We start from the raw sequence: 18,986 nt of genomic DNA on the forward strand, positions 1-18,986 counted from the left end.
GGGCGGAATATAGCACAAAAAATGATCAGGAAGGCCGACCACGTTGGTCGGCTTTTACCATCGCCGCGCAGGCGAAACGGCGCTCACCCGTTGATATAACGCCGCGGTACGCGCTGGGTAACCTTGGTCAACAGCTCGTAACCAATGGTGCCGCAGGCCTGCGCCAGTTCGTCAATTGGAATCTCATTGCCCCACAGCTCCACCGCATCGCCGAGCACCGCTTGCGGCAGATCCGTGATATCCACAGCGAGCATGTCCATCGAGACCCGGCCAGCCAGCGGAAGACGCTGACCACGGATCGCGACGCAAGTCCCTGGCGGCACCGTACGCGGATACCCATCGGCATAACCGCAGCTCACCGTGGCGATACGCGAGGGCCTCCGGGCAACCCAACCAGCGCCGTAGCCGACACTGTCGCCTGCAGGAACCTCGCGGATCGCGATGATCGATGCCGTCAGCGTCATCACCGGCTTCAGCCCTAGGGCTTCGGCGCTCAGCTCGGCGAAAGGCGTAGCGCCGTAGAGCATGATTCCGGGACGTAGCCAATCCATGTGCGCAGCAGGCATCGTTAGCACAGCGGCGGAATTAGCAAATGACCGGTGGTCGAACGCTAGATCCAGCAGACCGGCAAACTCATCCAGCTGCGCTTCGTTAAGCGGATGCCCCCGCTCGTCGGCGCAGGCAAAATGGCTCATAAGGTTCAGTTCGGCAACCTGCGGCGCGCTTTGCAGACGAGCATGGGCACGGCGCAACGCATCGACGCTGAAGCCTAAGCGATGCATGCCGGAGTCGAGCTTCAGCCACAGATTCAAGGGCCGCTCGATAACTGCGGCTAGCAGCGCATCAAGTTGAGCCTGGCCTTGAACTGCAACGTCCAACCCAAGCTCGGCCGCGGCGACATACTCGCTCGGCTCGAAGCAGCCTTCGAGCAGTAATAACCTTGCGCTCGCGTCGACTAACCGAACCTGCTCCGCTTCCTCCAGAGACGCCACCGCAAAGCCGTCAGCCAAGTCGCGCAAGCACTCGACCGCGGCTGCTGCACCGTGGCCATAGGCATTCGCCTTGACCACGGCAAACGCCTTGCGCCCCGGAGCGCACTGCTTGGCTAGCTGATAGTTGTGACGAAGCGCGGCAAGATCGACCGTAGCAACCAGGGGACGCATGGAAAGCCCTTCAGGACAGGAGTGAGCCGTTATTGTCCGGCGCTTTCCGTCAGGCCCGCAAGCCGCTGGGCGTCGGCTGGTTACTCATCGTCAAACTGATAACTGCCCGGCGCCAGGTTCTCGAAGCGAGAATACTTACCGAGGAACGCCAGACGCGTGGTCCCGATCGGACCGTTACGCTGCTTGCCGATGATGATCTCGGCGACGCCCTTGTATTCCGTTTCGGGGTGATACACCTCGTCCCGGTAGACGAACATGATGATGTCGGCGTCCTGCTCGATAGCACCAGATTCACGAAGGTCCGAGTTGATCGGGCGCTTGTTGGGGCGCTGTTCAAGCGAGCGGTTGAGCTGGGAGAGCGCGATAACCGGGCAGTTGAATTCCTTGGCCAGGCCTTTCAGCGAGCGGGAGATCTCGGAAATCTCGTTGGTTCGGTTGTCGCCACTGGAACCAGGAATCTGCATCAACTGCAGGTAATCGACCATGATCATGCCGATTTCGCCATGCTCTCGGGCTAAGCGTCGCGTACGCGCGCGCATTTCCGAAGGTGAAATACCGGCAGTATCGTCGATGAACAATTTGCGGTCGTTGAGCAGATTGACCGCTGAGGTCAGCCGCGGCCAATCGTCGTCACTAAGCTTACCGGTCCGCACCTTCGTCTGATCGATTCGGCCCAGGGACGCCAGCATACGAATCACGATAGAGTCGGCGGGCATTTCCAGCGAGAAGACCAAGATGGCCTTGTCGGAGCGCAAGGCCGCGTTTTCCACCAGGTTCATCGCGAAGGTGGTTTTGCCCATGGAAGGTCGGCCGGCGACGATGATCAGGTCAGCGGGCTGCAGACCACTGGTCGCTTCATCCAGATCGGCAAAGCCAGTCGACAGCCCGGTGATGTCCTCGCCCGCATTGAACAGCGAGTCGATCCGGTCTATCGCCTTGACCAGAATGTCATTGATCCCGATCGGCCCACCAGTATTGGGGCGCGCTTCGGCAATCTGGAAGATCATCCGCTCGGCCTCGTCGAGGATCTCGTCGCCCGTGCGCCCCTGCGGCGCATAAGCGCTGTCGGCAATGTCGTTGCTGATGCCGATCAGCTGCCGCAACGTCGCTCGCTCACGAATGATCTGCGCGTAGGCTTTGATGTTTGCAACCGACGGGGTGTTCTTGGCGAGCTCACCCAGATAGGCCAGCCCACCGACCTGCGGCAGATGCCCTTCTTTATCCAGCTGCTCGGAGAGCGTCACGACGTCGAAGGGAGAGTTTCGCTCGGCAAGGGTAAAAATCGCGCGGAAGATCAGTCGGTGGTCATGGCGGTAAAAGTCACCGTCCGACACCTGATCCAACACGCGCTCCCACGCATTATTGTCCAGCATCAAGCCGCCCAGCACGGCCTGCTCGGCCTCGATGGAATGTGGCGGCACCTTGAGCGCTGCGGTTTCCAGGTCGTACTGCTGGGGCACACTGATGTCGTTCATGGCACTCGGAATTCTTTGGCATTCAGAAAAACAAAGGGCACGTTCCACTCGCGTGGAAACGTGCCCGATGGTAACCGTCAGGCACACGAGGTGCCAGACGATAGCCGCTGTTAGCCAGCGATGACGATCAGCTTGACTGTCGCCTCGACGTCGGTGTGCAGGTGCACAGCTACGTCGTACTCACCAACCTGACGGATGGTGCCGTTCGGCAGACGGACTTCGCTCTTCGCCACTTCAACGCCGGAGGCGGTCAGTGCATCGGCGATGTCGTGAGTGCCAATAGAACCGAACAGTTTGCCCTCATCGCCCGCGGTGGCGGTGATGGTGACTTCCAGCTCGGCCAGCTGAGCGGCGCGAGTTTCGGCAGAAGCCTTACGCTCGGCAGCAGCTTTTTCCAGATCAGCACGGCGCGCTTCGAACTCGGCGATGTTGGCCGGGGTTGCAGCAGTAGCCTTGCGCTGCGGCAGCAGGTAGTTGCGGCCGTAACCAGACTTAACGTTTACCTTGTCGCCCAGGTTGCCCAGGTTTGCGACTTTTTCCAGCAGGATGACTTCCATTTGAGTCTTACCTCTTTAACTTAACCTTCACCGTTCGCAGGTCCCGCATCATCATCACGAGATGCCCGACCGCGAAAATCAAACAAGCTGTCGACAATGGCCATAACGGCCAGTAGCGGATAAATCAACTGCATGAACAGCACCAGCGTGACGTAGAGCCCCACCAGCCAGAACCGAGACATCCGGTTCTGGGCGACCAGCCCGTGCATCAGTGCGATACCCGCAAAGACCAGCGGAACACTGCACAACGGCGCCAGCATCGCCACTTGCACACCGAGACTAGGTCCCAGCAGCATGCCCATCAACAACACAACCGCAGGCAACGCTGTAAATCGAAGCGACCGAAACTCGAGGCCAAACCCACCGGGGTTGAACAACACGGCCTGCCAGTACCGCCCGAGCATCAGACTGAGCAACGTGGTGATCTGCAGTAGCCCTGCCAACAAACCGGTCAGAATCGGTGTCAGCAGCGCTCCCAGGCGGGCTTGCTCTTCCACCGAAAGCTGCTGATAGGCGTCCGACAGCATGTCGGGTAGCACTTTCTGCAACTCGGTAGCGAGTGCCGCAATGGGTTCGCCGAAAACCATTCCCAGTGCCCAGGCATACAACAACCCGAGCACAACGCTGCACAACATCACGCGAGCCCAAGAGCGCTGGTTGCGCAACAACAGCGCTAACCCGAACGACCCCAGGAGTACCAATAACGTCCGCGGATCACCGAAGTACCACCAGACCAGCGCGGGCAACAGCGCCCAAACTATTACGCCTAGTGCATCATTCAACCCGCGACGCAGCAACACCAAGCTTCCCGCCGCAGCGGACAGCCAAAACAACATTGGCAGCGCTGCAGAACCAGCCACCACAACAATTGCCTGCATACGGCCGCGCATGATGAACTCAGCCAAGGCGCGCATGCGATCTATCCTTTACGTCTGTCCAACAGTTCGATTAACGGCCGTGGCTGTCGGTGTAGGGCAGCAGGGCCAGGAAGCGGGCGCGCTTGATAGCGGTAGCCAGCTGGCGCTGATAGCGTGCTTTGGTTCCGGTGATACGGCTAGGAACAATCTTGCCGGTTTCGGAAATGTAGGCCTTCAGCGTGTTGAGATCCTTGTAGTCGATCTCTTTCACGTTTTCTGCAGTGAAACGGCAGAACTTACGACGACGGAAAAAACGTGCCATGAAATAGGCTCCTCAATAGGTCCGTGGATTACTCGTCAGCGTTGTTGTCGCGGCTGTCGCTGTCACTGTCATTTTCATTGGCAGAGTCAGATTCAGGGCGATCACGACGCTCACGGCGCTCGCTACGGTTTTCCTCAGCCTTCAGCATCTCGGACTGCTCAGTCACGGCTTCGTCGCGACGGATGACCAGATTACGGATGACAGCGTCGTTGTAGCGGAAGTTGTCTTCCAGCTCAGCCAGTGCCTTGCCGCTGCACTCAACGTTCAGCATCACGTAGTGAGCTTTGTGAACGTTGTTGATAGCGTAAGCCAGCTGACGACGACCCCAGTCTTCCAGACGATGGATCTTGCCACCGTCTTCTTCGATCAGCTTGGTGTAACGCTCCACCATGCCGCCAACCTGCTCGCTCTGGTCGGGGTGGACCAGAAAGATGATTTCGTAATGACGCATTGTTGCTCCTTACGGGTTGCAGCCTGCCGCACCACGCGGATCAGGCAAGGAGTGAATCAGTTATGTTGACTTGCCAGCCAGAGAGGCGCGCAAACGCCTGCCATCCGGGCAAGGGGCGCAATTCTAGAGAAGCCCGGACAACCACGCAAGGCGATTTGGTGAATATTTGACCAGCCAGCGGTCAGCCACGCCCGGAGATGGTCCGCTCGGCCTGGATGCTTTCAAGCAACGATCGGACCTGGTGGATATCGTAGGGCTTGAGCATGGTACGCAGGTCATCCAGCCCCACTTCCCGCGCATCGACCGCATAGCCCGAAGCAATCACGACACTCAGGCCGGCATCGCGCATCCTGGCCTCTCGAACCAGTTCGATTCCGCTCATGCCAGCCAGCCCGACATCAGTAAGCAGCACATCGAATGAATGCTGTTCGAGCTCCTTAAGTGCAGCCTCGGCCGACTCGCAGAGGCTGACCTGGTGTCCCAGCTCGTCCATGACTTCACCGGTGAGCATGCGCAGCGTCGGATCGTCTTCGACGAAGAGAATCCTCAGACCTGATGGCGCCGCCGCCTCGATCTGTTCGGGCGATACTGATCCGCGCTGCTCGGACATGCCGACCATATCCGCGCCCTGCTCGCCCAACGCAACTCTGCTCGGCAAATAGACACGGACCGACGTACCCTCGCCTTCGTCGCTTTCCAGCACGACGAATCCACCACTTTGTTTGACGAAGCCATAGACCATGCTCAGACCGAGACCGGACGCGTTGCTGTCCTTGCGCGTTGTAAAAAAGGGCTCGAACGCGCGCTCGAGGATTTCCGGGCGCATTCCCTCGCCCTCATCGATAACTGCGAGCTCCACGAATGGACCGGGCTCCACCCCAGGCTGCCCAGCAAATTCGGTTAGCCCCAGATCGCGGTTGCGCAAGCGCAGGCAAAGGGTACCGCCACCGCTCATCGCCTCGCGCGCATTGACTGCGAGATTGAGTATTGCCGCCTGCAGGTTGCCGACGTCGGCCAACACCGGCCACAGACCCGGCGCTACATCGACCGCAACCTGCACCGCGCGGCCCAAGGCGCCGTTGAGCAGCTCACTCATCTGATCCAGCAATTCACCGATATCCACGGACTGCGGCTGCAAAGGCTGACGGCTGGCGAAGGCCAAAAGCTGCGAAGCCAGACGAGCACCTTTCTCTACACCACCAACCGCTGATTCCAGCCGTCGCTGGGCCGTCTCGTCATTGCCAATGTTTCGACGCAACAGCTGCAGATTGCCTCCGATGATTTGCAGCATGTTGTTGAAATCATGCGCAATCCCCCCGGTGAGCTTGCCAACAGCCTCAAGCTTTTGTGCCTGCATCAGGGCCGCCTGTGCGGCGCGGCGCGCGGACTCGCTGTCCAGCAATTCGCGGGTACGCTCACGCACTAACTCCTCAAGATGCTCGCGATACTCACGCAGTTCCTGCTGGCTGCGATGCTGCTCGGTAACGTCACTGCCGAGCACGAAAATACCGGACGTCCGGCCGTCGCGCTCGATGATTGGCTGAAACACCAAATCGACGAACACCTCCTCGGGCTCGACGCCCGGACGACGACGCAGCAGCGCCCGCATCCCTCTGCCGGTATAGGGCTCGCCCGTACGATAGACCTCGTCGAGCAGTGACATGAACAATTGCCCTTCCAGCTCGGGCAACCCGTCACGCACCGGCTTGCCGAGCAGCTGGCGGTGTCCGGTGAGCTGCTGATACGCCTCGTTGACAAGCTCGAATACGTGCTCCGGGCCCCGCAGAAAACAGACGAAACCAGGCGCCTGTGCAAACAACCGGCGCAGCTGATTGCCTTCATCCTGGATGAACCGTGCCCGGGAAATGATCGCCGCCTCGATCTGTTGCGCTGGTTGTCCAGACGACTCAGCCGAGCGCATGGAATCCTTCAGCTGCTGCAGCTCGGTAATATCCACGGTGTGCTGAAGGATGGCGATGACTTCGCCGTTATCATCCAACAATGGTGTGTGCGTCGCGCTCCAATAGCGGTCCTCATAAGCCGCACCGCTGCTGGAGCTGACCGCAATTGAATAGCGGATCACGGGCAAGGTATCCAACGCCTTGGTACTCAGGACCCGAGCAAAGGAATCGAGGAGTTCGTCGACATGAGTCGACTCGGGAAATTGCGGGTCAGCGGCAAACGCATCCTGAATTCGCTGTCCCGCAATCTCATCGAGACTGCGCGCGGTGAGCTTCAGGTACGCCGCGTTCGCATCCAGGATCACCAGATCGGGATCAAGCAGCAGGTAGGCGTTTGGCGAAGCCCTGAACAGAGCCTCGAAAGAAGGGCGTTGCGGCATACCACCTCCGTGATGCGAGCCTGGCGCTGGCTGCGACCATAGGCTGGCGCCCGGACTACCCGACGCCCAGCCAAAGCAAAAAGTGAAGAGATTGCGTCAGATTCAGAACGGACAATTGACCGCGGCGAAAACGATCCGTTTCCGCAGCAGCCAGCGTTCCTAGCGGGACAATCCCGGCTACTTGGGCACTAGCTTGCGCGCCGTGCAGAGCGTCGCTGACGCAGGGCCTCAAACAGACATACCCCGGTGGCAACGGAGACATTGAGACTGCTGACGCTCCCCCCCATGGGCAAGCGCACCAGGAAGTCGCAGTGCTCACGAGTCAGGCGCCGCATGCCCTTGCCCTCTGCTCCCATCACCATGACGATCGGCCCACTTAGATCCTGATCGTAGATCTCCTGCTCGGCTTCTCCAGCCGTGCCGACGATCCACAGACCGCGCTGTTGCAGTTTTTCCAGCGTTCGAGCCAAGTTGGTGACGGCGACCAGCGGAATGACTTCAGCAGCTCCACAAGCCACCTTGCGCACCGTAGCGTTCAGTGTGGCGGATTTGTCCTTCGGGATGATCACCGCCAGTGCGCCGGCCGCATCGGCAGTACGCAGGCAGGCTCCCAGATTATGCGGGTCCGTTACACCGTCAAGCACAAGCAATAAGGGTGCACCCTCGGTGCGATCGAGCAACTCCTCTAGCATCGCATCGCCCCAAACCTGACTGGGGCTAACCTCGGCAATCACGCCCTGATGCACGCCCTCAACCCAGGCGTCCATTTCGCGACGCTCACACTGGCCAACTCGCACTCTGGAGTCAGCAGCCAACTGCAGCAGGCTCTGCACGCGCGGATCATCTCGCCCCTCCGCCAGCCAGATCTGCTTGACCCGCTTCGGGTGATGGCGGAGCAACGCTTCGACGGCATGAAGGCCATAGATCTTTTCAAGATCACTCATGGCTTGGCCTTACGCTTGCGAGGCGCGGCACCGTCGGACTTTGGCTCCGCCTTGCCGGTTGCTTTCGGCTTCGTGCTACTGCGCTTGGGCTTGCTCTTCGAGGGCTTGCCTGCCTTGGCGTCGCTCAGCAGCGCCTTTTTCATTTCACGACTCTTGCGCACGTCATCGCTGACTGACTCCCGGCCCCTCGACGAAGGCGCATCGGCGCTCTTCTTACTGCGACCGTCCTTGCGCGCGCCGCGGGCGTCAGAGGCACCTCGCTCGCCGATCCCGGTCTTGCTGCCACCACCAATCAACTCGAAATCAATCTTGCGCTCGTCCAGATCGACACGCATGACGCGCACCTCGACGCTGTCACCAAGACGGAAACTGCGCCCACTACGCTCCCCCGAGAGACGATGATGCAGGGGATCGAAGTGGTAGTAGTCGCCAGGCATCGCCGTTACGTGCACCAGTCCTTCGACGTAGATATCAGTCAGCTCGACGAACAGACCGAAGCCGGTCACAGCCGTGATGACGCCGGGGAAATTCTCACCGACGCGGTCTTTCATGAACTCGCATTTCAGCCAGTTCACAACATCACGGGTCGCTTCGTCGGCGCGACGCTCGGTCATCGAGCACTGCTCGCCCAACTGCTCCAGCGCAGCCTCGTCATACGGGTAGATGCGCGCTTTAGGCATGCTGGTCGCGCCCGCCCGGCGGACATGGGAGGTATCGCGCTTGGAGCGGATCACGCTGCGGATCGCCCGATGAATCAACAGGTCGGGGTAGCGGCGAATTGGCGAGGTGAAATGTGCGTAGGCCTCGTAATTCAGACCGAAATGCCCGTTATTATCCGGGCTGTAGACCGCCTGACTGAGGGAGCGCAGCATCACCGTCTGGATCACGTGGAAGTCGGGGCGACCCTGGATGTGCTCAAGCAGCGCCTGGTAATCCTTGGGTGTCGGCCCCTCCTTACCCTTGTGTAGCGTCAGGCCCAGCTCGCCGAGAAATGCCCGGAGCTTTTCCTGGCGCTCCAACGGCGGGCCGTCATGCACACGGTACAAGCCAGGAATCTCATGGTCTTGCAGGAAACGCGCTGTGGCCACGTTAGCGCAGAGCATGCATTCCTCAATCAACTTGTGCGCATCGTTGCGCTCGGTTGGCTTGATTTCCGAAATCTTGCGCCCTGCACCGAAAACAATGCGGGTTTCCTGCGTCTCGAAATCGATTGCCCCGCGGGTATGCCGCGCCTTGAGCAGTATCTTGTACAGCGCGTAGAGCTGCTTGAGATGAGGCAGCACCTCACCGTACTCACCCACGAGGCGCTTACCTTCGGCTGAAGACGGCTGCTCCAGCATGCTGCTGACCTTGTTGTAGGTCAGCCGTGCGTGGGAATGAATGACCGCTTCGTAGAACTGATAATCCGTCATCTTCCCCGATTTGCTCAGGGTAATTTCGCAGACCATCGCCAGGCGGTCAACGTGCGGATTCAGTGAACAGAGCCCGTTCGACAACTCCTCCGGCAGCATCGGGACAACCCGCTCGGGGAAGTACACCGAAGTCCCACGCACTTCGGCTTCCTGATCCAGCGCCGAGCCAACCTTCACATAGTGCGAAACATCTGCAATCGCCACGTACAGGCGGAAACCACCGGAAAACAGCTTCCAGCCACTGAGCTTCTCGCAATAGACGGCGTCATCGAAGTCACGCGCATCCTCGCCATCGATGGTGACGAACGGCAGATGGCGAAGGTCGACGCGCTTCTGTTTGTCCTTCTCCTCGACTTCCGGCTTGAGCTTGGAGGCTTCACGCTTGACCGCATCCGGCCAGACATGCGGAATATCGAAACTGCGAAGCGCGACGTCGATCTCCATACCGGGCGCCATGTAGTTGCCGATCACCTCGACCACATCGCCCTGAGGCTGAAACCGCTGAGTGGGCCAGTGGGTGATCTTGATCTCGACGAACTGACCCGGTTTGGCATTCATGGAACGGCCTGGCGTGACCAGGACTTCCTGTTGGATTTTGGGGTTATCGGCCATCACAAAGCCAATACCACTCTCTTCCTGATAGCGACCTACGATTGTTTCGTGGGCACGACCAATGATCTCCACTATTGCGCCTTCGCGGCGTCCACGACGATCAAGACCGGCTACGCGAGCCAGGCAGCGGTCGCCATCGAAGACCAGACGCATCTGCGCCGGGCTCAGGAACAGGTCGTCGCTGCGGTCATCGGGAATTAGGAACCCAAAGCCGTCGCGATGGCCGCTAACGCGACCGCAAACCAGATCCAGCTTGTCTACCGGGGCATAGGTGCCACGCCGGGTATAGATAAGCTGGCCGTCACGCTCCATCGCACGCAAACGGCGGCGCAGAGCTTCAATGTCATCTTCGGAGGACAATCCGAACTCTTCCACCAGCTGCTCACGCGCCGCTGGCGAGCCGCGCTCGCTCAGGTGCTGGAGGATCAGTTCGCGACTAGGGATGGGGTTTTCGTACTTTTCCGCTTCACGTGCGGCCTCGGGGTCGAGGGATTGCCAATCGGCCATTAAGAGATGTCACCTTTCATTCATTTATAGAGGCAGTGCGCCCTATATCTATTGAAGCGCGAAACGCCGCCTGACGGCAGCTTTCGCACAAATTATTTTTCCTGGACGGGGCTTTACAAGGCATAACCTCGCCCGTATAGTTCGCGCCCACAATGTCTGGTAGACGTTGTAACACGGAAACGATGAAGTATCATCGTTTGCAGTGCCCAGGTGGCGGAATTGGTAGACGCACTAGGTTCAGGTCCTAGCGGTGGCAACACCGTGGAAGTTCGAGTCTTCTCCTGGGCACCATTTATCCGATGAGACATTTGCAGCAGCAAGCGTCTCATAGACACGAGGTTTGTCGGCCTCGACCAGCAATCGACAGAAGTCGATGAGCAATCATCGCAATGTGCCCAGGTGGCGGAATTGGTAGACGCACTAGGTTCAGGTCCTAGCGATGGCAACATCGTGGAAGTTCGAGTCTTCTCCTGGGCACCACTCTTCAGAAAAAACCGAGCCACTGGCTCGGTTTTTTCGTTTCTGCTGTCTGGAGTCCATCCGGAGGGCCGCCAAGCCATAAGCGGTAGCTCAACGCTCTACTGATGCTCTTTCTTGGCAGCTACAAGCCATTAGCCTTGGCCAAAAAAACCGCCCGAGGGCGGTTTTTTAATGTCACTCCAGCGATCAGGCGTAGGGATGACGCAGTACGATGGTCTCGTTGCGGTCCGGGCCAGTTGAAATAATGTCGACTGGTGCCTCGACGAGCTCTTCAATGCGCTTGATGTAAGCACGCGCATTAGCCGGCAGCGCCTCAAGCGACTTTACCCCGACAGTGGACTCAGCCCATCCGGGAAGCTCCTCGTAAACCGGCTGCAAGCCCTGATAACTGTCCGCATCGGTCGGCGCATCGACCAGCATTTCCCCGTTTCGATCCTTGTAAGCGACGCAGATGCGGATAGTCTCGAGGCCGTCCAGTACGTCTAGCTTAGTCAGGCAGATACCCGAGACACTGTTGATCTCGATTGCGCGACGCAGGATTACCGCATCGAACCAACCGCAGCGCCGAGCGCGGCCGGTAGTCGAGCCGAACTCATGGCCACGCTCAGCCAGACGAGCACCCACCTCATCAAATAATTCCGTCGGGAACGGACCGGAGCCGACGCGCGTGGTGTAGGCCTTGGTAATGCCGAGGATGTAGTCCAGATAGAGCGGACCAAAACCGGAACCGGTAGCTGTACCCCCCGCTGTGGTGCTGGAGCTGGTTACATAGGGGTAGGTACCATGATCGATGTCGAGCAGCGAACCCTGGGCACCCTCGAACATGATGCGTGCACCCTGCTTGCGCAACTCGTGCAGCCGCGCCGAGACATCGGTCATCATCGGCCGAAGAATTTCGGCGTAGCCCAGCGCCTCATCCAGGGTCTTCTGGAAGTCGACTGGCTCGACCTTGTAGAAATTCTGCAGGATGAAGTTGTGGTACTCGAGCAGCTCACGCAACTTGACCGTGAAGCGCTCAGGATTGAACAGATCACCAATCCGCAGGCCACGGCGAGCGACCTTGTCCTCGTAAGCCGGCCCTATGCCACGCCCTGTTGTACCGATCTTACCTTCGGACCGCGATGCTTCACGCGCCTGATCAAGAGCGACGTGATACGGCAGGATCAGGGTGCAGGCCGGACTGATACGCAGACGCTCACGAACCGGGACACCCTTTTCTTCGAGCTTGGTGATCTCACGCATCAGCGCATCCGGCGCCACGACCACGCCATTACCGATCAGGCACTGGACGTTTTCACGCAAGATTCCGGACGGAATCAGGTGCAGTACGGTTTTCTCGCCATCGATGACCAGTGTGTGCCCGGCGTTATGACCGCCCTGGAAACGCACCACGGCCGCAGCCTGGTCGGTCAGCAGATCAACGATCTTGCCCTTGCCCTCATCACCCCATTGGGTGCCCAGGACCACGACATTCTTACCCATAAACCTTGTCCTCTTGGCGAAGCATACCGGTCATGACCGGCGAAAAATCTGGAAAACCTGCCAGCACAGCCACATCAGCGGTCCAGCGGCGAAACAACCCAGGAACCTTCTTGCAACAGTAGCTGCCGGTCACAGCCAACGCCCGGCGCCGCACCACTCTGCTGCCCGCCCAACGCTTGAACTACCCGCTCGCCCCGCGCACGCAGCTTTCGGATTGCCTGCCACAACGCCGGATCCGTACTGTGCGGCGCCCAGACACCGGCCGACGAGCCAACGAGCTCGGCATTGCCCAGCCTAACCAACGTTTTCAAATCTGTTGAAAAGCCGGTCGCCGGACGAGCCCGACCAAAATCTGCACCAATATCGTCATAACGCCCGCCTTGAGCGATCGACTGACCGACGCCTGGGACGAATACCGCGAAAACGACACCTGTGTGGTAGTGATATCCGCGCAGCTCGCCCAGATCGAAATACAACGGCAGCTCGGGATACCGCATCGCCAACTGGTCGGCGACTTGCGCCAAACCCTCCAGCGCCTCAAGAACCGGAGCAGGTGCACCAGCAAGCAGCTCGCGCGCAGCCTCAAGCGTCTCGCGCCCACCACAGAGCCGCGCCAACGCGCGCAACATAGCTGCCAGCGAAGGCTCGACATCAGCGGTCAGCGCCGCGATCTCGTCCATGGCCTTACGCTGCAAGGCATCGAAAAGGCGCTGCTCTGCATCTCCAGAGAGGCCGGCGGCGCGCGCCAACCCGCGATAGATTCCCACATGCCCGAGATCCATGTGCAAGTCCGGCACATCAGCGAGCAGAAGGGTCTCCAGCATCAGGCTGATCACCTCAAGGTCGCTGGAAGTACTGCTGTCGCCATAAAGCTCAGCGCCCAACTGAATCGGGCTTCGCGACGTGGCGAGAGCCTGTGGCTTGGCGTGCAGAACGCTGCCGGCATAGCACAGGCGGCTAGGGCCTTCACGGCGCAACGTATGTGCGTCAACACGCGCCACTTGTGGCGTGATGTCCGCTCGTAACCCCATCTGACGGCCTGACAATGGATCGACAACCTTAAACGTCTTGAGGTCGAGGTCCTGCCCCGCGCCAATCAGGAGCGATTCGAGAAACTCTACATGAGGGGTGATAACCAGCTCATAGCCCCAGCACTGGAACAAATCCAGCACACGACGCCGTGCAGTTTCGATACGCGCCGCTTCGGGGGGCAGCACTTCTTCAATGCCATCTGGCAGGAGCCAGCGGTCTATCGTTGCCATTTCGCCAATCACCTCTCGATACGGCAAGCCTAGTCAAGCAGACGAACGCCGGGGCAACAGCCTTAGCCGCCCATCGGTCGCGTGCGATTGTGTTCGAACCATGGCGACAGCGCCACGCCCCTCCCAGGGGATCAGCATGGCTGGCCATGCCTGGATCAGCCTGCTACCGCCGGGGCGCAGACGCAAAAAAGCCGGGCTTTTCCCGGCTCGCGGATCATAACAATGTTTCGCTAACGGGTCACCCGGCGGACAGTGCTCACCCCGCCAGACGACCCATTTGCTATCACTGCGCGGTTGCGGACTCCAGATAACGGAAGAAATCGCTTTTAGGGTCGAGCACCAGGACATCTTCTTTGTTGGCGAAGCTCTCACGGTAGGCCTGAAGGCTGCGATGGAAGGAATAGAATTCCCGATCCTGCCCGTAAGCTGCGGCATAGATGGCTGCCGCTTGCGCGTCGCCATCACCGCGCAGCTCTTCAGCCTCACGGAACGCCTCAGCTAATAGCACCCGGCGCTGACGATCGGCGTCAGCCCGAATGCCTTCGGCCAACTCCTTGCCTTTCGCGCGATGCTCACGGGCTTCACGCTCACGCTCGGAGCTCATCCGCTCGAACACGCTGCGGTTCACTTCGCGCGGTAGATCGATGCCCTTGACCCGAACATCCACTACCTCAATCCCGAGCTCCTGTTGTGCAGCTCGGTTCAGACTATTGGTTACCAGACTCATCAGCTCGTCGCGCTGACCGGACACCGACTCATGCAAGGTCCGCTTACCGAACTGGTCGCGCAGTGCCGCTTCTAGACGCCGCGCGAGACGCTCGTCGGCGATTTGCTTCACACCCGAGGTCGCCGTGTAGAAACGCTCGGCATCATCCACACGCCATTTGGCGTAGGAGTCGACCATCAACGCTTTCTTCTCCAGCGTCAGGAAGCGTGACGTCGTGGTATCCAGCGTCATCAGGCGCGCATCGAACTTGCGCACGCTATTGACGTAAGGAATCTTCAGATGCAGACCCGGCTTCACGTCGGGCTCAACAATACGACCGAATCGCAGCAATACCGCTCGCTCCGTCTGCGAAACGATGTAGAAGCTATTCCACGCCACGATCGCCAGCACCACACCCACAATAAGGGCGGTCAGGGATTTATTGCTCATTAGCGGACCTCCCTTGTACGCACTTCACGCGGATCCAATTCCGGCGGCAGCCTTGTGGTCTGGGTCGAAGCGCCTGACGCCGATGCCGCAGGGGATCGCTCAGACGCAGCACCGCGACTGTTGACCATCTTGTCCAGCGGCAGATACAGCAGATTATTTTGACCCTGCTCGCCGGTGACGAGAACCTTGCTGGTATTGCTCATGAGCTCCTGCATGGTTTCCAGATAGAGGCGCTCACGCGTCACGTCTGGCGCTTTTCGATACTCGGTCACCAGTTTGGAGAAGCGATCCGCCTCACCCTGGGCTCGCGAAATCACCGCATCACGATAACCACTGGCTTCCTCCAGCATGCGCTGAGCCTGACCGCGCGCCTCGGGAATCACACCATTGGCGTACGATTCGGCCTGATTCTTCTCACGCTGCTCATCCTCTCGGGCACGAATAACGTCATCGAACGCCTCCTGCACCTCGCGCGGCGCAGCGGCACTCTGCAGGTTCACCTGAGTCACGATGATGCCGGTCCCATAGTTGTCGAGAAACCGTTGCAGACGCTCTTTGACCTCGCCAGCCATGGCCTCACGGCCCTCGGTCAGCACCTGATCCATTGCAGTGGAACCCACGACGTGACGTACAGCACTATCAGTAGCGTGCTGCAACGATGCTTCCGGGTCTTCGACATTGAGGACGAACGCTTGAAGATCGCTGATTTTGTACTGCACAGTCAAAGGCACTTCGATGATGTTCTCATCCTCGGTAAGCATTTGCCCTTGCTTGCTATAGGAACGCTCTCGAGTCACGTTTGCCTGGAACTTCCGGTCAAACGGCGGGAAGTAGATATTCAGACCCGGGCCAACGGTTTCGTGATATTTCCCGAAGCGCAACACCACAGCCTGCTCTTGCTCATCGACAATGTAGATGGCATTGAACAGCCAGACAGCGAGCAACACCACCAGACCAACCCAGACCAGCGCAAACCCACCACGGCGCCCTGAACCACCACCCGAGGAGCCACCACTGCGTTTCTTGCCGCCGAACATGCCGTTTAGGCTGTCCTGCAGCTTGCGAAAAGCCTCATCCAGGTCAGGCGGACCTTTCTGATCGTCACCACCGCGACGACCACCGCCCCCACCGCCACTACCCCAGGGATCCTGGTTGTTCGAGTTGCCACCCGGCTCATTCCAAGCCATAGCGCTCTCCATTCAAATAAAGCTAAAGACGCGCCAGCGGCGCGTCCGCCAATGCTACCGAAAGCCCGGAACGAACGGCTTAAAAGCCCCCCGAGCTTTATTGCAAAGTGTGTTGTTCGAAGAACTGTTCTGCCTCAAAGCCCGCACGACTGATCAGCCTATGCAGCTCGACACGCTGCAAACGTACATCAAGCAGGCTGACACCCTCTTCATCGTGAACCTCGGACTGCACCGCCCCAAGGTCGAACAGCTGCGCACGCATGCGCCCAAGCTGCTGAGGCAACCGAAGCGTCCCTACGAAAAGGTCGTTACCAAGCAGTTCGGCAATGGCCTGCTTCAGAAGGTCTAACCCTAACCCTTGCTGTGCAGAGACCCATACCCGCTGCGGTACGCCATCAGCATCGCGCTGGATCTGCGGCTCGATGCCTTCAAGCAGATCCACCTTGTTGTAAACCTCTAGAATCGGAAGCTCATTCGCCCCGATCTCAGTCAACACCGCCAGCACCTGCTCGATCTGCTGATCACGTTCAGGCTCGTGAGCATCGATGACATGCAGCAGCAGATCAGCATTACTCGACTCTTCGAGCGTGGCCCGGAACGATTCGACCAGTTTGTGCGGCAAGTGACGAATGAAGCCCACGGTATCAGCAATCACCACCGGCCCTAGGTCATCCAGATCCAGACGACGCAAGGTTGGATCCAGCGTAGCGAAAAGCTGGTTGGCGGCGTAAACCTCGGATTCGGTCAAAGCATTGAAGAGAGTGGACTTACCCGCGTTGGTATAGCCCACCAGGGAGATAAGCGGAATGTCAGCACGTCTGCGGCCACGGCGAGCCTGCTCACGCTGACTACGAACCTTTTCCAGTCGCTGCTTGATCTGGCGGATACGCACACGCAGCAAGCGCCTGTCAGTTTCAAGCTGTGTTTCGCCCGGACCACGCAGACCAATCCCCCCCTTCTGCCGCTCAAGGTGAGTCCAGCCCCGCACCAGTCGAGTGCTCATATGATCCAACTGAGCCAGCTCAACCTGAAGCTTGCCTTCGTGCGTCCGTGCGCGTTGAGCAAAGATATCGAGAATCAGCCCGGTCCGATCAAGCACACGGCATTCAAGCGCTCGCTCAAGGTTGCGCTCCTGGCTGGGCGTCAGAGTGTGATTGAAAATGACCAGCTCAACCTCGCCATCCCTGACGAGATCATGCAGCTCTTCGACCTTGCCGCTGCCGATCAGAAACTTGGCGGAAGGTTGATGCTTGGCAACATTGACGAAACCAACTGTTTCAGCACCAGCTGACCGCGCCAGCTCCCGAAACTCCTGGGGGTCTTCACGCGCCGCTGGATCCTGAGCATCCAGATGAACGAGGATAGCCCGCTCACCACCACCGGGACGTTCGAAGAACAATGAAGGCTCCCTTTATTCGTTACCCGACTCGGACTGCTCAGCATCGCCAGCAGCAGGCAGGCGCACCGGACGGCCAGGAACGACAGTCGAGATGGCATGTTTGTAAACCATCTGACTAACCGTGTTCTTCAACAGAATGACGAATTGGTCGAATGACTCGATCTGACCCTGAAGCTTTATACCGTTGACCAAGTAGATCGAAACCGGAACGCGCTCCTTACGCAGGGTGTTCAGGTAAGGGTCTTGTAGCGAATGCCCTTTTGACATGTGCCGCACTCCTTAAAGGATCTTTTCATTAATTATTCGAAATCGAACACGGCCGATCAGTGATTGAGAATAGCCGGTCAAATAGCAGTGTCAGCTCAATATGGCGAGCCTATCCAAGTATTTCAATGCTCGCGGCAGATTGTCGCGGGCCGAACTTTCCAGCCAGTGAACCCCTTCCCACCCCCTCAACCAGGTCAGTTGACGCTTGGCCAGTTGCCGGGTTGCGATCACCCCACGCTCAACCATTTCTTGCGCAGAATACTCACCGTCCAAGTAGCGCCAGACCTGACGATAGCCGACCGCTCGCATAGACGGCAGTTCTGCATTCAAGTCAGGACGACTGCGAAGAGATTCGACCTCTGCAACAAAGCCCTGTTCAACCATCTGAACGAAACGCTGCTCGATACGCTGGTGCAAGACCTGCCGTTGCGCAGGCGCTATGGACAACTGCGCAACAGTATAAGGCAAGACGCAGCCGTCTGGCGTGCCGGCTCCGGCTTTTTGAGCGGACTGCCGAGCGCGATGCTCGGTCATGCTGACACCGCTGACTCGATAGACTTCTAGCGCCCTGATCAGTCGCTGCGGATCATTCGGATGGATACGCGCGGCCGATACCGGATCGACTTCGCTGAGTCGGCGATGCAGCTCCCCAGCGCCCTCCGCCCGCATCAGCGCTTCGAGCACCGCACGCACCTCAGCATCGGCGGCCGGCATATCCGCCAGCCCTTCAAGCAACGCCTTGAAGTACAACATGGTACCGCCGACCAGCAGCGGAATGCGCCCTGCTTCGGTGGTCTGAGCCATTGCGGCCAGGGCATCGCTGACGAACTCGGCGGCCGAGTAGCTCTGGACCGGGTCTCGGATATCGATCAGCCGATGCGGGAAGGCTCTCAACAGCTCCGCAGAAGGCTTGGCAGTTCCGATGTCCATGTCGCGGTAGACCAGGGCGGAATCGACGCTGATCAGGTCACATGGCAAGGCACGAGCAAGCTCGATCGCCAGGTCTGTTTTACCGGCGGCGGTCGGACCCATTAGAAAAATGGCGGGAGGTAGTCGGGACATCGGATGCTCAAAGAAATGTATCGAGGGTGACGCAGACGCCAGCGTAAAGG

Annotated in this window: 16 protein-coding genes and 2 tRNA genes; 2 read left to right on the forward strand and 16 right to left on the reverse strand. The window is 59.1% G+C overall.

The features are described 5' to 3' along the window. Positions 1 to 83 precede the first annotated feature (83 nt). The 9 genes from alr to rnr form a co-directional block, all read right to left on the reverse strand. Positions 84 to 1,163 (reverse strand): alanine racemase, encoded by a 1,080-nt coding sequence (gene alr / locus AAGW23_RS18795; RefSeq protein ID WP_342407830.1) that lies wholly within the window; start codon positions 1,161 to 1,163, stop codon positions 84 to 86. An 80-nt stretch (positions 1,164 to 1,243) separates the two neighbouring features. Beyond that, on the reverse strand, positions 1,244 to 2,638 hold the full coding sequence (gene dnaB / locus AAGW23_RS18800; protein WP_102836991.1) for a replicative DNA helicase: 1,395 nt from the start codon (positions 2,636 to 2,638) through the stop codon (positions 1,244 to 1,246). Between the two features lie 110 nt (positions 2,639 to 2,748). After that, complete coding sequence (rplI, locus tag AAGW23_RS18805) at positions 2,749 to 3,195, reverse strand: 50S ribosomal protein L9 (RefSeq protein WP_102836992.1); 447 nt, start codon at positions 3,193 to 3,195, stop codon at positions 2,749 to 2,751. Between the two features lie 20 nt (positions 3,196 to 3,215). Beyond that, complete coding sequence (locus tag AAGW23_RS18810; protein ID WP_342407831.1) at positions 3,216 to 4,109, reverse strand: hypothetical protein; 894 nt, start codon at positions 4,107 to 4,109, stop codon at positions 3,216 to 3,218. A gap of 34 nt (positions 4,110 to 4,143) precedes the next feature. After that, positions 4,144 to 4,374, reverse strand: a complete 231-nt coding sequence (gene rpsR, locus AAGW23_RS18815; protein WP_019340128.1) for a 30S ribosomal protein S18 — start codon at positions 4,372 to 4,374, stop codon at positions 4,144 to 4,146. Between the two features lie 28 nt (positions 4,375 to 4,402). Beyond that, a complete protein-coding gene (gene rpsF / locus AAGW23_RS18820) occupies positions 4,403 to 4,825 on the reverse strand; it encodes a 30S ribosomal protein S6 (protein WP_045424432.1) in 423 nt (140 codons plus the stop codon). A gap of 181 nt (positions 4,826 to 5,006) precedes the next feature. Next, positions 5,007 to 7,166, reverse strand: coding sequence for a PAS domain-containing protein (locus tag AAGW23_RS18825; protein WP_342407832.1), 2,160 nt, complete (start codon positions 7,164 to 7,166; stop codon positions 5,007 to 5,009). Between the two features lie 188 nt (positions 7,167 to 7,354). Continuing rightward, positions 7,355 to 8,110, reverse strand: coding sequence for a 23S rRNA (guanosine(2251)-2'-O)-methyltransferase RlmB (rlmB, locus tag AAGW23_RS18830; RefSeq protein ID WP_342407833.1), 756 nt, complete (start codon positions 8,108 to 8,110; stop codon positions 7,355 to 7,357). Beyond that, entirely contained in the window at positions 8,107 to 10,641 is a 2,535-nt protein-coding gene (gene rnr / locus AAGW23_RS18835) for a ribonuclease R (RefSeq protein ID WP_342407834.1), read from the reverse strand. The genes rlmB and rnr overlap by 4 nt, the downstream gene beginning before the upstream one ends. Before the next feature lie 204 nt (positions 10,642 to 10,845). Here rnr and AAGW23_RS18840 point away from each other — a divergent pair. Together AAGW23_RS18840 and AAGW23_RS18845 are read left to right on the forward strand one after the other, a co-directional pair. After that, a tRNA-Leu gene (locus AAGW23_RS18840) sits at positions 10,846 to 10,932 on the forward strand. A 102-nt stretch (positions 10,933 to 11,034) separates the two neighbouring features. Next, positions 11,035 to 11,121, forward strand: a tRNA-Leu gene (locus AAGW23_RS18845). A 186-nt stretch (positions 11,122 to 11,307) separates the two neighbouring features. Here the strand turns inward: AAGW23_RS18845 and AAGW23_RS18850 are convergent. From AAGW23_RS18850 to miaA, 7 genes are all read right to left on the reverse strand, one after another. Next, positions 11,308 to 12,603 (reverse strand): adenylosuccinate synthase, encoded by a 1,296-nt coding sequence (locus AAGW23_RS18850; RefSeq protein ID WP_342407835.1) that lies wholly within the window; start codon positions 12,601 to 12,603, stop codon positions 11,308 to 11,310. A gap of 74 nt (positions 12,604 to 12,677) precedes the next feature. After that, the gene (locus tag AAGW23_RS18855; RefSeq protein WP_342407836.1) at positions 12,678 to 13,865 is read right to left on the reverse strand and encodes an ATP phosphoribosyltransferase regulatory subunit; all 1,188 of its coding nucleotides are present in this window, start codon (positions 13,863 to 13,865) and stop codon (positions 12,678 to 12,680) included. 283 nt (positions 13,866 to 14,148) lie between these two features. Next, positions 14,149 to 15,021: a protease modulator HflC gene (hflC, locus tag AAGW23_RS18860; protein WP_148925213.1), complete on the reverse strand. Its 873-nt coding sequence runs from the start codon at positions 15,019 to 15,021 to the stop codon at positions 14,149 to 14,151. Then, complete coding sequence (gene hflK / locus AAGW23_RS18865; RefSeq protein ID WP_200636702.1) at positions 15,021 to 16,208, reverse strand: FtsH protease activity modulator HflK; 1,188 nt, start codon at positions 16,206 to 16,208, stop codon at positions 15,021 to 15,023. Before hflK ends, hflC begins: the two co-directional genes overlap by 1 nt. A gap of 97 nt (positions 16,209 to 16,305) precedes the next feature. Continuing rightward, a complete protein-coding gene (gene hflX, locus AAGW23_RS18870) occupies positions 16,306 to 17,607 on the reverse strand; it encodes a ribosome rescue GTPase HflX (RefSeq protein ID WP_342407837.1) in 1,302 nt (433 codons plus the stop codon). 12 nt (positions 17,608 to 17,619) lie between these two features. Continuing rightward, complete coding sequence (hfq, locus tag AAGW23_RS18875) at positions 17,620 to 17,874, reverse strand: RNA chaperone Hfq (protein WP_019340119.1); 255 nt, start codon at positions 17,872 to 17,874, stop codon at positions 17,620 to 17,622. Between the two features lie 90 nt (positions 17,875 to 17,964). Continuing rightward, on the reverse strand, positions 17,965 to 18,936 hold the full coding sequence (gene miaA, locus AAGW23_RS18880) for a tRNA (adenosine(37)-N6)-dimethylallyltransferase MiaA (RefSeq protein ID WP_342407838.1): 972 nt from the start codon (positions 18,934 to 18,936) through the stop codon (positions 17,965 to 17,967). Positions 18,937 to 18,986 lie beyond the last annotated feature (50 nt).

It is taken from the genome of Stutzerimonas chloritidismutans (assembly GCF_038562055.1).
Lineage (GTDB): Bacteria > Pseudomonadota > Gammaproteobacteria > Pseudomonadales > Pseudomonadaceae > Stutzerimonas > Stutzerimonas chloritidismutans_A.